Annotated in this window: 16 protein-coding genes; 9 read left to right on the forward strand and 7 right to left on the reverse strand. The window is 58.7% G+C overall.

Annotation, left to right across the window (positions count from 1 at the left end; all coding sequences use genetic code 11):
- Nucleotides 1-27: 27 nt before the first annotated feature.
- Entirely contained in the window at nucleotides 28-849 is an 822-nt protein-coding gene (locus LVS58_RS13005) for an AraC family transcriptional regulator (protein WP_233691432.1), read from the reverse strand.
- 129 nt (nucleotides 850-978) lie between these two features.
- Here LVS58_RS13005 and LVS58_RS13010 point away from each other — a divergent pair, with 129 nt between their 5' ends.
- Both LVS58_RS13010 and grxC read left to right on the forward strand, forming a co-directional pair.
- Nucleotides 979-1,497, forward strand: a complete 519-nt coding sequence (locus tag LVS58_RS13010; RefSeq protein WP_233691433.1) for a carboxymuconolactone decarboxylase family protein — start codon at nucleotides 979-981, stop codon at nucleotides 1,495-1,497.
- A gap of 13 nt (nucleotides 1,498-1,510) precedes the next feature.
- The gene (gene grxC, locus LVS58_RS13015) at nucleotides 1,511-1,765 is read left to right on the forward strand and encodes a glutaredoxin 3 (RefSeq protein ID WP_233691434.1); all 255 of its coding nucleotides are present in this window, start codon (nucleotides 1,511-1,513) and stop codon (nucleotides 1,763-1,765) included.
- Between the two features lie 45 nt (nucleotides 1,766-1,810).
- On the opposite strand, the gene LVS58_RS13020 is transcribed toward grxC, so the two are convergent.
- The gene (locus LVS58_RS13020; RefSeq protein ID WP_233691435.1) at nucleotides 1,811-2,137 is read right to left on the reverse strand and encodes a putative quinol monooxygenase; all 327 of its coding nucleotides are present in this window, start codon (nucleotides 2,135-2,137) and stop codon (nucleotides 1,811-1,813) included.
- Between the two features lie 55 nt (nucleotides 2,138-2,192).
- Entirely contained in the window at nucleotides 2,193-3,200 is a 1,008-nt protein-coding gene (locus LVS58_RS13025; protein WP_233691436.1) for a zinc-binding alcohol dehydrogenase family protein, read from the reverse strand.
- A 105-nt stretch (nucleotides 3,201-3,305) separates the two neighbouring features.
- Between LVS58_RS13025 and LVS58_RS13030 the strand changes: the two genes are divergently transcribed.
- The 3 genes from LVS58_RS13030 to LVS58_RS13040 all read left to right on the forward strand — a co-directional run bounded on the left by LVS58_RS13030 (nucleotide 3,306) and on the right by LVS58_RS13040 (nucleotide 5,418).
- The gene (locus LVS58_RS13030; RefSeq protein WP_233691437.1) at nucleotides 3,306-4,196 is read left to right on the forward strand and encodes a LysR family transcriptional regulator; all 891 of its coding nucleotides are present in this window, start codon (nucleotides 3,306-3,308) and stop codon (nucleotides 4,194-4,196) included.
- Between the two features lie 113 nt (nucleotides 4,197-4,309).
- Nucleotides 4,310-4,894 carry a TetR/AcrR family transcriptional regulator gene (locus LVS58_RS13035; protein WP_442796459.1) on the forward strand — a complete coding sequence of 195 codons (585 nt, stop codon included), beginning with the start codon at nucleotides 4,310-4,312 and terminating at the stop codon, nucleotides 4,892-4,894.
- Between the two features lie 47 nt (nucleotides 4,895-4,941).
- On the forward strand, nucleotides 4,942-5,418 hold the full coding sequence (locus tag LVS58_RS13040; RefSeq protein ID WP_233691439.1) for a nuclear transport factor 2 family protein: 477 nt from the start codon (nucleotides 4,942-4,944) through the stop codon (nucleotides 5,416-5,418).
- A 77-nt stretch (nucleotides 5,419-5,495) separates the two neighbouring features.
- On the opposite strand, the gene LVS58_RS13045 is transcribed toward LVS58_RS13040, so the two are convergent.
- Nucleotides 5,496-6,362, reverse strand: coding sequence for a DMT family transporter (locus LVS58_RS13045; protein WP_233691440.1), 867 nt, complete (start codon nucleotides 6,360-6,362; stop codon nucleotides 5,496-5,498).
- Between the two features lie 120 nt (nucleotides 6,363-6,482).
- On the opposite strand from LVS58_RS13045, the gene LVS58_RS13050 reads away from it, so the two are divergent.
- On the forward strand, nucleotides 6,483-7,865 hold the full coding sequence (locus LVS58_RS13050) for an aminotransferase-like domain-containing protein (protein WP_233691441.1): 1,383 nt from the start codon (nucleotides 6,483-6,485) through the stop codon (nucleotides 7,863-7,865).
- A 93-nt stretch (nucleotides 7,866-7,958) separates the two neighbouring features.
- Nucleotides 7,959-8,435, forward strand: coding sequence for a GNAT family N-acetyltransferase (locus LVS58_RS13055; RefSeq protein WP_233691442.1), 477 nt, complete (start codon nucleotides 7,959-7,961; stop codon nucleotides 8,433-8,435).
- A gap of 75 nt (nucleotides 8,436-8,510) precedes the next feature.
- Here LVS58_RS13055 and LVS58_RS13060 read toward each other — a convergent pair whose 3' ends face one another.
- From LVS58_RS13060 to LVS58_RS13070, 3 genes are read right to left on the reverse strand one after another with little or no spacing between them, the layout of a single operon-like run.
- Entirely contained in the window at nucleotides 8,511-9,914 is a 1,404-nt protein-coding gene (locus LVS58_RS13060) for an ATP-binding protein (RefSeq protein ID WP_233691443.1), read from the reverse strand.
- The gene (locus LVS58_RS13065) at nucleotides 9,911-11,725 is read right to left on the reverse strand and encodes a DAHL domain-containing protein (protein ID WP_233691444.1); all 1,815 of its coding nucleotides are present in this window, start codon (nucleotides 11,723-11,725) and stop codon (nucleotides 9,911-9,913) included. Before LVS58_RS13065 ends, LVS58_RS13060 begins: the two co-directional genes overlap by 4 nt.
- Nucleotides 11,722-12,720, reverse strand: a complete 999-nt coding sequence (locus LVS58_RS13070; protein ID WP_233691445.1) for a cytochrome-c peroxidase — start codon at nucleotides 12,718-12,720, stop codon at nucleotides 11,722-11,724. The genes LVS58_RS13065 and LVS58_RS13070 overlap by 4 nt, the downstream gene beginning before the upstream one ends.
- A 198-nt stretch (nucleotides 12,721-12,918) precedes the next feature.
- Between LVS58_RS13070 and LVS58_RS13075 the strand changes: the two genes are divergently transcribed.
- Nucleotides 12,919-14,289 (forward strand): HD domain-containing phosphohydrolase, encoded by a 1,371-nt coding sequence (locus LVS58_RS13075; protein WP_233691446.1) that lies wholly within the window; start codon nucleotides 12,919-12,921, stop codon nucleotides 14,287-14,289.
- Nucleotides 14,290-14,533: 244 nt separating this feature from the next.
- Nucleotides 14,534-15,267 (forward strand): cache domain-containing protein (locus LVS58_RS13080; RefSeq protein WP_233691447.1); only part of this gene is annotated, 734 nt, incomplete at its 3' end.

A 15,267-nucleotide genomic window follows, 5' to 3' on the forward strand; every position in this document is an offset into this window, starting at 1 on the left:
CTGGCGTGGCAGTGGGTCGACCAGGCGTCATATCGTCCCCTGTTGCAGCCATTGTTTCGGGCTTGCACCGACCTTGCGGCGAAAGGTTCGGGCCAGCGCAGACGGGCTTTCGTAGCCGACCTCATCGGCGATCAGGGCAATGGGGCGCCCTTCGCGAAGGCGTTTTTGCGTCAGGCTGATGCGCCAGTTCGCCAGATAGTCCGCAGGCGTAATACCCACGATCTCGCGAAAGTGCGACGCAAAGCTTGCCCGCGACATACCAGAAAGATTCGCCAGTTCCGCCACGGACCAATTGCGCTGCGGCTCATCGTGGATTCCCATAAGCGCGCGAGACAGCTGAACGTTGGCCAGACCCGCCATCATGCCCGAGGCGATGCTGCGGCTGGCGATGAGGTGGCGAAGCAGCTGGATGATCATCAGCTCGAACAAGCGATTGAGAACGACATCACGACCACACGCGTCTCCAAAGGCTTCCTCGAACAGCCAGTCAAGGGTGCCATCAAGGCCTTGCAATTCGCCGAGGGGCTTGATGATGTAGTCCGGCAAAGCCAGGGTCAGCGGATTGTTGGCGCCGCCATCGAATTGCAGCGTGGCGCACACCAACTCCGCTTCATCGGCGTCGGTGGCCTGCAAGTGATGCTCCTGCGGGCGCACCGCCAGAATCAGGGTGGGTTCGGTCAACTCGATTCGCTGGCCGCGCTTGTCCTTGAAGGCCAGACGCCCAGAGCGCAACAGATGCGCGTGGCCGACACTGTGTTGCCCAAGGTGGGACGTGCCACAGAACCCACCCTGGTGAAACGCGCTCGCGTGCAGGTTGAAGTGTTTAAGCAGTGTCGACAATCGGTCCATAGCGCGCTCAGGTTTAGACGATCGGTTGCATAACTTCGACGATCTGAAGCCGAAAGAAAAGTCTGCCTCTCTAGTATGGACGCCAAGCTTGATAGACAAGCCGGTTAATCAACCTATTGGAGAACGACCATGACGCGTATTACCGCTCTTTCGCTGGACCAGGCCCCCACTGCCTCGCGCGCAGCCCTCGAAGGCATTCAAAAAGGTCTCGGCTTCATTCCCAACGCATTCAAGACCCTGGCGCACGCTCCGGTGGCGCTCAACGGTTACCTGGGCCTCGCCCAAGCGTTGGGTAAAAGCTCATTGAGCGCCGCCGAGCGTGAAGTCGTTGCCCTCGCCACCTCGGAAATCAACGGCTGCGACTACTGCCTGGCCGCACACACCTTCTTCGGCGGCAAGGCGGGTTTGAGCGATGAGGCTGTAAGGCAAGCCCGAGCCGGCACACTCAGCGCAGTTGCCGCACTGGCGCAGCAGATCACTGCACGGCGCGGCCAGTTGAGTGACGAGCAGATCGCTGCAGCGCGTGAGGCAGGCCTTACTGATAGCAAGATCGTGGAGGTGGTGGCACAGGTCACGCTGTTAACCCTGACCAACTACCTGAACAACATCGCCGCTACCGATATCGACTTTCCGCCATCGGCACGCTAAGAGGGTAACCGCCATGAGCCATGTGACTGTCTATACCACCCCGCACTGCCCATACTGCCTGAGCGCCAAGCGACTGCTGTCGAGCAAGGGCATCACCCCTGACGAAATCAATGTTGAAGCGTCACCCCTGCACCTGGCGGAAATGATGCAGCGGTCCCAACGCCGAACCGTCCCACAGATATTTGTTGGCAAGGTGCATGTCGGCGGCTTCGATGACTTGGCGCGTCTCGACCGCAAGGGCCAGCTTGAGGCATTGCTTCACGCTTGAAGTTTGAATTACCTGCATTTGGCCGGTCGCGTTGCCCGGCCTGCCTCAGGGACAAGGCGCAACGGCAGATGACACCGGGTCAAGGAAGATCAGTTGCAGGGGCTCTGCCAACAGCTGTTCGGCCTGCTCGGCAAACTGCTGGAAGTGAGCGGTGGTCAGGTGCGCGTCCAGGGCCTGCTGGTGGTCGAACGCCTCGCGCATGTAGAACGTCCCAGGCGCGTCGCTGCGTTCGAACAACATGTAGTCGCGGTTGCCGGGCTCTGCCCGAGTCGGTTCGATCAATGCCAGCAAGGCCGCTTTGAGCTTTGGTGCCTGGCCTGGCTTGGCCTTGAGGATGGCGAGGGAAACGAGGGGGTAATCTTGTCGGTTCACTTCAAGCTCCTGGCAGACCGGATCGGCCGGTCCGCCGTTGTCTGTCAAACAGGTTTCAGAAGCCTTCCAGGACGATCTTGCCGCGCGCCTTGCCACTCTCCACCAGCGCATGGGCACGGCGCATGTTGGCGGCAGTGATGGCGCCGAAATGCTCGCCCAAGGTGGTACGCAGGATGCCTTGGTCGATCAGCACGGCCACGCGCTCGAGCAGTTCGTGCTGGCGCACCATGTCCTCGGTTTCGTAAAGCGAGCGGGTGAACATCAGCTCCCAGTGCAGCGACAGCGACTTGCGCTTGAGCGGCATGACGTCCAGGGTCTGCGGGTCGTCGATCACGCCCAGGCGACCTTGAGGTCGCAGCACTTCAACCAGTTGCGCGAAGTGCTGATCCGTATGGGTGAGGCTGGCGACATGGCTGACTGACTCGATCCCCAGGGCCAACAGCTGCCCTTGCAGCGGCGCACTGTGATCGATGACGTGATGGGCGCCCAGTTCGCGCACCCAGTTGCCGGTCTCGGGTCGGGAGGCCGTGCCGATAACCGTCAGGCGGGTCAGTTGCCGGGCCAACTGCACCAGCATCGAACCGACGCCGCCGGCAGCACCAACGATCAGCAGCGCGTCGCCCTCTCCGCCGCCCTCCACGATGCCCAAGCGATCGAACAGCAGTTCCCAGGCGGTGATGGCCGTCAGCGGCAGCGCGGCTGCCTGGGCGGCACCCAGGGTACGCGGTTGATGCCCGACGATACGTTCGTCAACCAGGTGATACTCGCTGTAGCTGCCGGGCCGGGCGATGGAGCCGGCGTAGTACACCTGGTCTCCGGGCTTGAACAGAGTCACCTGGGACCCGACTTCGCGGACGATACCGGCCGCGTCCCAGCCGAGTATTTTTGGCTCACGCGTGAAAGTGCCGGCGCGCACCTTGGTGTCGACGGGGTTGACCGACACGGCGTTGACCTCGACCAGAAGGTCCCTGGGCCCAGGGCTGGGCTTGGGCATGAAGATGTCCTGAAGAGACGCAGGGTCTTCGATTGGCAAACCTTTGTGGATGAAACTGATCGCTTTCATAGGCACTCGCTGCTGAATGTGGTTTGATTTGGCAGTGAGTCTGGCGTGCCAGGCGTCCGGGAAAAACGGGCCCTGCCCGTCAACACTTTCATTGCAGGAGTGATAATGATCCGTCTCGACGACCTGGGCATCTTCGTTCGCAGCGCCGCGCTGGGCAGCTTTACCGCGGCGGCCCACGAGGCCAACCTGCTACCCGGCCAGGCGGCCGAAGCCGTCAAACGCCTGGAGCGTGAGCTGGATGTGCGACTGTTTGCCCGCACCACACGCAGCTTGCGCCTCACAGCCGAAGGCGAGCAGTACCTGCCCTCGGCCCTGATCGCCCTGGAAGCCCTCAGGCACGGGCGCGACAACCTGCGTCAGGAAAGTGCCCAGCTCAGCGGAACGTTGCAGGTGGCCGCGCCCTCCGATCTGGGGCGCAATGTGCTGCTGCCGTGGCTCACGGCGTTTCGCCGAGCGCATCCACAGTTGAACCTGCGCTTCTTTCTTTCCGACCAGATCGCCGATCTGTTCCGCGATCCGGTGGATATCGCCATCCGCTATGGCCTCAACGCCGACGCCAACTATATAGCCCTGCCATTGGCACCTTGGAACCGCAAGGTGCTGGTGGCCTCGCCCGAGTACCTGGCGCGGCAAGGCACCGTGCAAGCCCCCGAAGACCTGCTCGAACACCAGTGCCTGCTGTACATGCAACAGGGCCGGGTCTACGACAAGTGGCAACTGGGAACGCAGACCGTTCAAGTGCGAGGCGCACTGCTCTGCGACGACGCCGATATTGCCCGGCGCTGGGCTGTGGGCGGCGAAGGGATAACCTACAAGTCCTGGCTGGATGTGAGCGACGATGTGCTGGCGGGAAGACTTGTCGTGCTGCTGCAGGATTACCCCGGGCCGGCCATGCCTCTGAGCCTGGTGTGCCCGCACCGCAAGCAGTTGTCGCCTGCGGTGAGGCACCTGCACGCCTGGTTGTCCAGCCGCTTCGCCGAACTGGAGCGCAACTGATCAGCGCGAAACCCGCGCCCCTGATCGAAAACACCCCGGCGCCCCGCTTGCACGCCATCGAATAATTTCAAGCGCTGCTTGACCAGGGAGAACGATCGTTCTACTCTGGCTACATGGATAAGCCAATGACCGATACACGCGAAAAAATCCTGGCGACTGCCGAGAAGCTGATTTACGAAAACGGGATTCACGCCACGGGCATGGACCTGTTGGTAAAGACCTCGGGCGTCGCACGTAAAAGTATTTATCGCTATTTTGCGAATAAAGACGAGGTCGCAGCAGCGGCACTCAATGCACGCGATGTACGTTGGATGACGTGGTTCAGAAGTGAATGCGAAAAAGCGCAAACGCCAGAAGCGCGCATCCTTGGTATTTTTGATGCACTCAAAAGTTGGTTTGAGTCAGACGGTTTTCGCGGATGTGCTTTTATCAATACCGCCGGAGAGGTTGGTGACGCAAACGATCCGGTTCGACAGATCGCAAAACTGCATAAACAAAAGCTGCTGGACTACACGCTGGAACTGACCAACGAATTAGGTGTTAACGATCCGACTGGCTTGGCCAAGCAACTTCTTTTGATTATAGAGGGCACGATAACCGTGGCCCACGTCATGGGTGATTACACCGCGCTCGATAGTGCACGAGAAATCGCAAAGGTCCTGCTCAAAAACGTGCAGCGCGCAAGCGCTTTAAGTTAAAGAAATACCCACTCAACTGAACCATCCAAAAGATTGGAGGCACCACCATGTCCAACGAACACGTTCGTCCGCCACTTCCTCCTTTCACTCGCGAATCGGCGATTGAAAAGGTCCGGCTCGCTGAGGATGGTTGGAATACCCGCGAACCCGAAAAGATTGCCCTGGCCTATACGGTGGACACCAAATGGCGTAACCGTGCCGAATTTGCAAACAACCGTGAAGAAGCTCGGGACTTTCTCACTCGCAAGTGGAAGAAAGAACTTGACTACCGCTTGATCAAAGAGCTCTGGGCTTTCACCGACAACCGCATCGCCGTCCGTTACGCCTACGAGTGGCACGACGATTCGGGCAACTGGTACCGCTCCTATGGCAACGAAAACTGGGAATTTGAAGCCGACGGCTTGATGCACCGCCGTTTCGCCTGCATCAACGACATGCCCATCAAGGAAAGCGAGCGCAAGTTCCATTGGCCACTGGGTCGCCGTCCGGATGACCACCCAGGTCTGACTGAACTGGGCCTCTAAGTCAGGTTAAACCTGATCCTTTTACATAAAGGATCAGGTGGCTAGACCCAACTTTCTGACGGGGCATGACGCTGTGCCTAGGCATATTTCCTGGCCCCGTAAACACAAATGACAGCCCCCAGCGTCACGAGCAGCATCGTCCAGCTGACATGCTCGTGCAGAAGCAACGCTGCCAGCCCAAGCCCCATGAACGGCTGGAAGAGTTGCAGTTGCCCCACAGCTGCAATTCCCCCTTGGACAAGCCCTCGGTACCAGAACACAAACCCGATTAGCATGCTGAACAGTGAAACGTAGCCAAAGCTGAGCCATGCAGGGGCACTTACCCTGGCAAAGTCATCAGGGGCTGGAAGATTGACCACAGTCAGCAGCAGCATGACCGGCAATGCGACAAGCAATGCCCAACTGATCACCTGCCAACCACCCAATGTCCGCGAGAGGCGCGCCCCTTCGGCATAGCCCAGACCACAGACCACAACCGCAGCCAACATCAGCAGATCGCCCACTGCCGATGCCTCGCCTCCGTTCATCAACGCATAGCCAGCGACCAGCCCGGCACCTGTCAACGAGAACAACCAGAACAGTGGCCGAGGCCGTTCACCGCCCCGCAGAACCGCAAACCCTGCAGTACACAATGGCAGGAGCCCGACAAAAACAATGGAATGAGCAGAGGTGATGTGCTGGAGGGCAAATGCTGTCAGCAGCGGGAAACCGATAACAACGCCGAGCGCTGTTACGGCCAAAGGCGACAAATCCCCCAGTTTGGGGCGAGGCTGGCGTAGCACTATCAGAAAAAGCGCCCCCAGCATCGCGGCAATTGTTGCCCTGGCACAGGTCAGGAACGTAGGTTCGAAAGCCGTCACTGCTACTCGGGTGGCCGGCAACGAGCCTGCAAAGATGGCGACGCCTATGAACCCATTGAGCCATCCGCTTGCTGATTTTTCCATCGGTAAGTCCTCGATAAGCCAGGGTTCAGTACATCATCGACAGGCTCGCCCAGCCATGTACAATCCAATACACTTAAACCGAACTGTTAGGCATATGTATCCAGCACAGTTGAGGGTGTGATGAAACGGAACGGAACGCGAATTCGAACTGTCATGGGTGAGATCCAGTCGCGGATAGCCTCACGAACCTACACACCCGGGGCGAGAATTCCCTCGGTCCGCGCGATGGCTCAGACCATGCAGGTGTCGGTTTCTACGGTGCTTGAGGCCTATGAAAGGTTGATGGCAGAGGGTGTACTCAATTCTCGCCCTGGCTCCGGCTTTTACGTAGCCGGGCCAGTGGCGCCCTTGGTGCTCACCGAACTCGGCCCAAGGCTTGATCGTGAAGTGAACCCGCTGTGGATCTCGCGCCAGTCTCTTGATACCGCTAGCGATGCGTTGAAACCGGGGTGCGGGTGGCTACCTGGCTCCTGGATGTTCGAAGCCGGCGTGCGCAAAGCGCTTCGAACCGTTGCCCGTTCCGACACGTTGAAACTGACTGAGTACGCCTCACCACTTGGGCATCTGCCGCTCAGGCAATTTCTATCACGGAAGCTGACAGGCATCGGGATCGAAGCCCCGCTTGAACAGATCATGCTCACGGAGTCCGGCACCCACGCCATCGACCTGATCTGCCGTTTTCTGCTGGAGCCGGGGGACAGTGTGCTGGTCGACGACCCCTGCTATTTCAATTTTCACGCATTGCTCAAAGCGCACAGGGTGAACATCGTAGGCGTTCCCTACACCGCGACGGGCCCGGACATCGATGCTTTCGGCGCTGCCCTGCTAACGCATTCTCCCCGGTTGTACATAACCAACTCAGGCATCCACAACCCGACCGGCGCCAGCCTGTCTCCAGTCACGGCGCACAGGTTGCTAAAGCTGGCCGACAACTCCAGCCTGGTGATTGTAGAGGACGATATCTTCGGGGATTTCGAGAATGCGCCAGCGCCACGGCTGTCTGCCTTCGATGGCCTCTCTCGTGTCATCCAGATAGGCAGCTTTTCCAAGACCATCTCCGCTTCGATTCGATGCGGCTACATCGCAACTCGCAGTGACTGGATCGAGAGCCTGGTCGATCTCAAGATTGCGACCACATTCGGGGGTGGCCGCCTGGCCGCGGACATCATCCATCTGGCGATTACCGATAGCGGGTACCGAAAACACATGGAAAGTGTTCGCCTCCGGCTGGCCGAGGCTATGGACAGAACGGTAGCGAGGCTTCGGGCCATTGGTATCAAGCCCTGGATAACGCCCCAGTCCGGCATGTACGTCTGGTGCCAACTCCCTCAAGGCAAGGATGCAGCAACGCTGGCTCGGACTTGCTTGAATGAAGGTGTAGTGCTGGCGCCCGGTAATGCATTCAGCCAGTCGATGGCTGCGGGTGACTTCCTCCGTTTCAACGTTGCCCAATCGGGTGATGCCAAAATTTATGAAGTGTTGAAACGGGCGCTGAGTGCTTAGTCGCCAGACCAATCCACGTTGTGCAACGGGTCATTGAAACGCGGAACGGCAGCCGCTATAAGACAGGTTTAAAGGCGTTCGACAAGGCACATCATGCAGCTGTATTTCCGACGTCTCAGCGATGCCGCCATCGCTGACATCATCGCGCTCAACAACAACCCCGATGTCTTACGCCAGATGCCCTTGGGTCGTCCCGACTTTGACGAACGCAAATGCAAGGCGTGGGTTGCCCAAAAAGAGGCCCAATGGACACTGAATGGCTATGGTCCCTGGGCCTTTTTCGTTGACGGTCAGTTCGCCGGCTGGGGTGGCCTGCAGCAGGAAGACGGTGACGCTGATCTTGCCTTGGTGCTTCATCCAGACTACTGGGGGCTTGGCAGAGTGATTTTCGATGAGATCGTACGGCGCGCTTTCCAGGAGATGGGGCTCGCGTCGATTACCCTTTTGCTTCCATCAACCAGAACTCGAATCAAAGGTATTCTTCGCCTGGGGTTCTGCCTTGACGCAGAGGTGGACATCGACGGCACCCCCTTCTCACGCTATCGGCTATTCGCCACCGCAAAGCGTTGACCTGTTGGCGGGATCGCCAGGGTACGCACCCCCTGCCCTTTTTGGGTTGTGGTATACCCACCCCTGCATGCGCTATCACAGCGTTGCGCTCTGCTTCACCGGCAGTTGTACACGAAACGTTGTTCCCACTCCGACCTGGCTTGATACGGATATTTCCCCACCGTGCTTTTTTACAATGCCGTAGGAAAGCGACAGGCCCAGCCCGGTTCCTTGGCCGACAGGCTTGGTGGTGAAAAAAGGATCGAAGATTTTCTTGATGTTCTCTGGTGCTATCCCCGCGCCTGTATCCGCAACCTCGATGCACACCCAGGCGTCTTGATGAACAGTGCCCAACGTGATGGTGCCGCGCTCGGGGCCCATGGCTTGGGCGGCATTGAGCACCAGGTTCATTATCACTTGGTTGATCTGCGACGGCAGGCATTCGACAGGGGGTAACGGCTGGTACCGTTTTACCACGTCGGCTTTATGTTTCAGCTCGCTCGCGACGATGTTAAGCGTGGAGTCAATGCCCTGCTCCAAATCGGCTAATTGCCATTGCTGAGCGTTGTCAACGCGCGAGAAGTCCTTGAGGTCCTTGACGATATGCGCCACTCGACCGATTCCGTCCTTGGACTCCTTGATGAGGATCGGGATGTCTTCCATGAGAAATTCCAGCTCAGTCTGCTCGCGAAGCCTTTGCAACGCCCCGGTGATTTCGCTTGTGCCGAGCATCAGCTCGGCCCGGCGATAGGCGTCGAGCATCGCTAACAGTTGCTCAAAGTACCCTCCCAGAGTGCCCAGGTTGGAGGACACGAAACCGATCGGATTGTTGATCTCGTGCGCCACGCCGGCGGCCATCTGCCCCAACGAGGCGAGCTTCTCCGATTGCACCAGCTGGCTTTCCAGCTGCTTGCGCTCCTCGATCTCCTGCTGCAGCGCCTCGCTGGCTAGGGTCAGTTGCTGGGTACGCCGCTCTACCCGCTGTTCGAGCTGGTGCATTTTCAGCGAGGCTCGTTGAGTCATTTCCCACTTGGTCAGCAAGGTGCTGGCCATTTGCTGGACCTCGATGTTGTCGAACGGTTTTTTCAGAATCAGCAGGCGATCGTGGGCCTGCAGCCGGTCGAGCAACTCATCCCAGGAATAGTCCGAGTAGGCGGTGCAGACGACTACCTGCAACAGCGGGTCCTCTTCCCACAGGTGCTCAATGGTTTGAGCGCCGTCCCACCCACCTGGCATTCGCATGTCGACGAAGGCCAACGCGTAGGGCTTGCCGGCCTGCAGCGCATGCTTGAGCAGGCCGAGCCCTTCCTCACCGCCATAGGCTGAATCGAGTTCGAACACCGGTCGTTCGTTCTTGATCTGCTCGCCAAACAACAACCCTTCCATCTCGTCCAGCGCAGTGTTCTGCGCTTTGGCCGGAGCAAGGATCTTGCGAAAATCCTCGTGGATTGTCGGCATGTCATCAATCAGCAGGATCCGGCGATTGGTCATGTCAGTCATGCAGGCTCCGTCACCGCGATCAGCGGGATCCTCAGGGTAAAGACAGCACCCCGGCCAGGGCCGTCGCTGTGTGCGGTCAGGTGACCATTCATCTCGATCGCAGCCAAGGCGCAGCTGTGCAAGCCGAAGCCATGCCCGTCTTTGCGCGTGGTGAAGCCGTGGGCAAAGATCTTCTGCAGGTTTTCGGGCGCGATGCCTTCGCCTTCGTCCAACACGCTCATTTCCAGCAAGCCCCCCTCAACGATGCGTGTCCTGAGGATCATCGTCCGCGGTTCACTGCCGGGGCCGGACATAGCGTACTTGGCGTTGCTGATAAGGTTGATCAGAATCAGCAACAGCCGATGCCGGTCGCCCATCACCAGAGGCATATCTGCGAAGTCGCGCACTACGCTCACCTGATGCCGGATCAACGCGCCTGCGTTCATGCGCAGCGCATCCTCGACCAGGTCGTTGATCGAAAGCGGCACTGGCACATTTTTAGCTCCGGCGTAGGACTGCTGGGTGGCCACCACTTCCTTGATGTGGTCGATGCTCTTGTTCATCCGTTCCAGCTCGGTCACCATCTCCTTCTGCTCATTGACGATCGCCTCGGTCAGCTGGTGGAGGTAGCCGGGCAGCAAGCGACCTCTGGGATCCTCGTCGAGAAACCGACCGATGTCAGTGGCATGTTCGCGAAACAGCTGCATGGCCTTGCCCAAACCCTGGGTTTTGCTGCTGCGCAAAGTTCGAGCGATGAGATCAGAGGATGTATTCACGCTGTTGAGCACGTTGCCCACGTTGTGCAACACATTGGTAGCGATCTCCGCCATGCCCGCTTGGCGCGCTGCGTTGAGCAATTCGCTCTGAGCGCTCCTGAGTTCCTGGGTGCGATCCTCGACCCGCTGTTCCAGGATGTCATTGGCACTTTGCAACGCGTTGTTGACCCTTCTCACCTCGGCGAAGCTGCGCAACAGCAGCGCAGCCAGGCAAATGACCGAAAACATCAGCAAGCCTGACAGCCATAACGTGTAGAGATGGTTTTTACGGCTGATCTTTTCGACCTGCTGTTGATCTCTGTCCAAGAGGCTGGTGATCGTATCCAGGCGTTCGGCAACCGGGATCGCCTCGATCTGTTCGAGCAGGCGGTTGACAACAGGTTGCTCGCGCAGGATCAACGCCACGTGATTGCTCAACAGATTGAGGGGCGTGTGGAACTCATTGGGCAGGTTCTGCGCGTTAACAGCCAAGTTACCTAACCCCACTTCTATCTCGGCAGCCCTTTCCACAGAGGTAACCTGCGCGAACTCCAGGGCACTTAGGAGCAGGTCATAAGTGTCACTGACGAATACACGTACCTCCTGCCGATCCGGGACCAGCATAGTGTTGATTTGGGCCTGAATGCCGTCTTCTGCTGTGGGTAGAAATGCCAACGAATTTCGCAGCAAGGCATTGTGCGACTTGAATTGCTCCACCAGCCGAGCCTTTTCCCCAAACGCAGAGAGAAAACCATCATAGGCATCGCGCCACTGGCCTGAGTCAACGCGCCCTTGTTCGGCTTCCCGGCTGTCGAATCGTGCCCACAGCCGCTGCATCTCCTTGAGGGGGCTCACGAGTGGATCGTAGTTATGGGAGACAGCGACTCGGGCCTTGAGCACCTCGTTTTCCCATACAGCATCCTGTTGCTTGAGCTGACGAATGAGGTCTCGGGATTCATTGTAGGTCTGGGTCTGCTCTGACCCGGAATTCAGGTACAGGTACAGCAGCATCGACGCCAGTACAAGGACCAACCCACTGATCAGAATCAAGCTTGTGCGCCGGGAAATCACCCTCATGGCTGACCCGCCTTTTCAGCAGTAAGGGTTTTGAGGAACAGCAGGATGAGCCTGCGGTCCTCATCGGTCGGGATCCGTCCAAGCTGATACTGGAACATAACGTCGATCGCACGCTCCAGCGTAGGCGCCGAGCCATCGTGGAAATAAGGCGCGGTCATCGCCACGTTGCGCAGGCTCGGCACTTTGAACACTCCCCGGTCGGCCTCCTCTCCGGTCACGTTGAAGCGGCCCTGGTCCGCCTCGGTGGGGCTGCCGCGATCCGCGATGTAGTCGCCGAACACGCCAAATTTCTGGAACATGTTGCCCCCAATATTCACCCCTTGGTGGCAGGCGATGCAGCCATAGTCCTTGAAGCGCTGATAGCCGTATTTTTCCTCCAGGGTAAGCGCCTCGGTATCGCCCTGCAGGTAACGATCGAAGCGTGCGCCAGGGGTAAGAAGCGTCCTTTCGTAATCGGCCAACGCGCTGAGGATATTGTCCTTTGTCACCGCATCCGGGTAGGCATCCTTGAACCCCTGACGGTAATGCACGTCTGCGCCGATGCGCTGCTCGATCACGCGCCAGTCTCCGCCCATCTCGTGAGCGCTGGCGATCACGGCATCCCCTTGCTCCTCGAGTGACTCGACCCGTCCATTCCAGAACTGTCGGAAATTAAGGCTGGCATTGAGTACCGTTGGCGTATTGAGCGCAAGCGGCTGGCCATCTGCACCCACGGAGAACGCCCGGTCATCGGCCCCGTACTTGTCCAGACGGTGACAGCTGGCACAGGACAGTGTGCCGTTGAGCGACAACCGCGGATCGTTGAACAACTGGCGGCCCAGCTCGACACGCGCCGGTGCCAGAGTGGGTATCGGAGGCAGTGGCTTGAGCGGCTCGTCCAGAAGCTCGGCCCCACTGTCCACACTCAGAACCAGTAGCACCCACAGACTCAGGCAACGTCGCAAGCGCTGCGGGTAAGGAGCGGAACGATAATGACGGGTCGTGTGCGCAAACATCCGGGATAATCCTTTTCCCTAGGCTGACGAATATACAGAAGGGTGGCGCCATGCCATCAGATTAGATGCCTTCCAGACAATTTGCCTGCCACCCGCTACACCTTGCCCGTCACCTGTCGCGGAAAAAATGATCTAGCCTTTGACCTAAGCGCTCGTTGAACGCGAGTGCCTCCCTCGATCGACCGCGTGAGGCCTGCCATGGAAGTGCAACCGACCCAGAACCCACCCTATCGGCCGACCGTGTTGCTGGTCGACGACGAGGAGTCGATCCTTAACAGTCTGCGTCGGCTATTGCGTGGCCAACCCTATGACGTGAAGCTGGCGACCAGCGGCGAGCAGGCACTGGCGCAGATGGCCGAGGGCCCGGTAGACCTGGTGATGAGCGATGCGCGCATGCCAGGGATGGACGGCGCCACCTTGTTGGCGCAGATCAATCAGCATCACCCGTCGACTGTCAGGATCTTGCTGACCGGCTATGCCGACCCGAGCGCAATCATCAAGGCCGTCAATGACGGTCAGATCCACCGTTACATCAGCAAGCCTTGGAATGACGAGGAAATGTTGCTGACCTTGCGCCAGGCCCTGGAGCACCAGCATTCCGAACGCGAGCGCCAACGCCTGGAGCTGCTGACGCGCCGGCAGAACGCCCAGTTGAAGCTGCTCAATAACGACCTGGAGAAACGCGTTGCAGCCCGTACCGCGGAGCTGCAGCAGACCGCTGACATGCTCGATCTGGCCTACGAAGAGCTGAAACACAGCTATGTAACCGGGACTGAGGTGTTCTCGATGTTGGCCAATCTGCGGCTGCCTCCAGCCAAGCAGACCAATCGACAGATCATCGAACTGGTGCGTTGCTACTGCAGGACCCACGCCTTGGACGAGGCGATAAGCCGCGATCTGGCCATGGCTGCGGCGCTGTACAACATAGGCAAATTGAGTTGGCCCGATAGCATGATCGTTGCCCCTTCGGACCAGCTGATGCACACCGACCGCGACCGCTATCGCGACTACCCACGCCAAAGTGAAGCGCTGCTGATGACCCTTGAGCCCATGAAGGATGCGGCGCGCCTGATCCTGCATCACCAGGAACACTGGGACGGCAGCGGTTTCCCCGACCGGCTCAAGGGTGAAGCTATCCCGTTCGGCGCTCGCTTGCTCAAGCTGGCCGTGGACTTCGTTGAGCTGCAACGGGGTTTGATTCTTGAACGGCAGATGAACAGCGATGAGGCCTTGCTCTACCTGCGCAAGTACGCCGGCCGGTTGTATGACCCGGCGCTACTTGAGGATTTCGTCCAGGTTTGCGCGTCGTTCCACAGCGATCTCACCCTGGTGGACCCTGAAGTCCAGGTGTGTACCACACGTGACCTGGCGCCGGGAATGGTGCTTGCGCGCAACCTGAACGCCGACAACGGCATGTTGCTGCTTAACGCCGGCAAGGTTTTGAGCGCCGCGCTCGTGGAAAAGCTGTTGGCCTTTGAAGCGATGGAGGGTGGTAAGTACTGTATTTTCGTGCGCGTCCCGTCGAACGCCCCTGTACCGCCTGGAAGATCAGACCTGGCGCCGTGCTGAATGGAGGTCAACCGTAGACAGCCGCGGGCTTTGCCGAGGCAGGGACTCAGGGAGTACTCCGTACACCCTCAGTGATATCATGATGGTGGCCAATGGAGAAATGTGAGACCATCAGGCCGAAACCATCCGTGGTTTGATGCATCGGCCACACCGGATACGCCACCAGGCGCAAGGAAAGCGTGTTCAGCCCCATGGCAAACGCCGCTTCACCAAACCGCATGCCTTCAGCATCCGGACACACCCAATGCCTACTCGGCCGCGACCAACGCTCAACCTGCGCATCCTCCTTCTGGCTTTTGCGCTCATCGCTGCTTTCTCGACGTTAGCTAACACATTCTGGGTCATGCACACGACTCATAAAGCTGAACTGATTGAAAACGCGCTTCAAACCAACGAAGCCTACGCCGCCCGGGTCGCCGATAGTTTAGAGGGCGTCTTAAGCTCCAGTCTTGATCGCCTGCGTTACGCAGCGACCTCGGTTGGAGACACCTTCTCAGACCAACCTGCTTTAACAAATGAGGCGCGTCGCCTCTTGGGCCAGGACCACAGTTTCAACTCAGTACTCGTCTCCGATGCCGAAGGAAAAGTGATCGCGTCTGCTCCGGACAGCATGCACCTGGATGGTCAGTTGCTTCAAAACAGGTCACCTCTATCGAAGCGGGAACCTATGATCAGCGATGCCTTCCACTCATTGGCGGGTCATCTGGTGGTGTTCGTTTCACACCCTGTTTTCAACCGCAACGGTCAATACCTCGGCCTCATAGGCGGAACCCTGCGACTCGAGCAAAAAAACACTATTCAAGCGCTAATGGACCTGAACGTGCGCAAGGACGGCGCTTATGTGTTTCTGGTCGATAGCCAGCGCCGAATTCTGTACCACCCCGACCCCAAGCAAATTGGAAAAGTCCTGGTGGCTAGCCGCCTTGTCGATGCTGCACTCACCCAGACAAACGGATCGATGCAGGTGCTCAATGAAAG

The sequence above is a fragment of the Pseudomonas sp. JR33AA genome (assembly GCF_021378985.1).
In the GTDB taxonomy this organism is placed as follows: Bacteria; Pseudomonadota; Gammaproteobacteria; order Pseudomonadales; family Pseudomonadaceae; genus Aquipseudomonas; species Aquipseudomonas alloputida.

What these genes read in the sequence shown, in the direction of transcription:
- LVS58_RS13005 (WP_233691432.1), bottom strand. Translation starts at nt 849, where the DNA reads ATGGACCGATTGTCGACACTGCTTAAACACTTCAACCTGCACGCGAGC.
- LVS58_RS13010 (WP_233691433.1), top strand. Translation starts at nt 979, where the DNA reads ATGACGCGTATTACCGCTCTTTCGCTGGACCAGGCCCCCACTGCCTCG.
- grxC (WP_233691434.1), top strand. Translation starts at nt 1,511, where the DNA reads ATGAGCCATGTGACTGTCTATACCACCCCGCACTGCCCATACTGCCTG.
- LVS58_RS13025 (WP_233691436.1), bottom strand. Translation starts at nt 3,200, where the DNA reads ATGAAAGCGATCAGTTTCATCCACAAAGGTTTGCCAATCGAAGACCCT.
- LVS58_RS13030 (WP_233691437.1), top strand. Translation starts at nt 3,306, where the DNA reads ATGATCCGTCTCGACGACCTGGGCATCTTCGTTCGCAGCGCCGCGCTG.
- LVS58_RS13035 (WP_442796459.1), top strand. Translation starts at nt 4,310, where the DNA reads ATGGATAAGCCAATGACCGATACACGCGAAAAAATCCTGGCGACTGCC.
- LVS58_RS13040 (WP_233691439.1), top strand. Translation starts at nt 4,942, where the DNA reads ATGTCCAACGAACACGTTCGTCCGCCACTTCCTCCTTTCACTCGCGAA.
- LVS58_RS13045 (WP_233691440.1), bottom strand. Translation starts at nt 6,362, where the DNA reads ATGGAAAAATCAGCAAGCGGATGGCTCAATGGGTTCATAGGCGTCGCC.
- LVS58_RS13050 (WP_233691441.1), top strand. Translation starts at nt 6,483, where the DNA reads ATGAAACGGAACGGAACGCGAATTCGAACTGTCATGGGTGAGATCCAG.
- LVS58_RS13055 (WP_233691442.1), top strand. Translation starts at nt 7,959, where the DNA reads ATGCAGCTGTATTTCCGACGTCTCAGCGATGCCGCCATCGCTGACATC.
- LVS58_RS13060 (WP_233691443.1), bottom strand. Translation starts at nt 9,914, where the DNA reads ATGACTGACATGACCAATCGCCGGATCCTGCTGATTGATGACATGCCG.
- LVS58_RS13065 (WP_233691444.1), bottom strand. Translation starts at nt 11,725, where the DNA reads ATGAGGGTGATTTCCCGGCGCACAAGCTTGATTCTGATCAGTGGGTTG.
- LVS58_RS13070 (WP_233691445.1), bottom strand. Translation starts at nt 12,720, where the DNA reads ATGTTTGCGCACACGACCCGTCATTATCGTTCCGCTCCTTACCCGCAG.
- LVS58_RS13075 (WP_233691446.1), top strand. Translation starts at nt 12,919, where the DNA reads ATGGAAGTGCAACCGACCCAGAACCCACCCTATCGGCCGACCGTGTTG.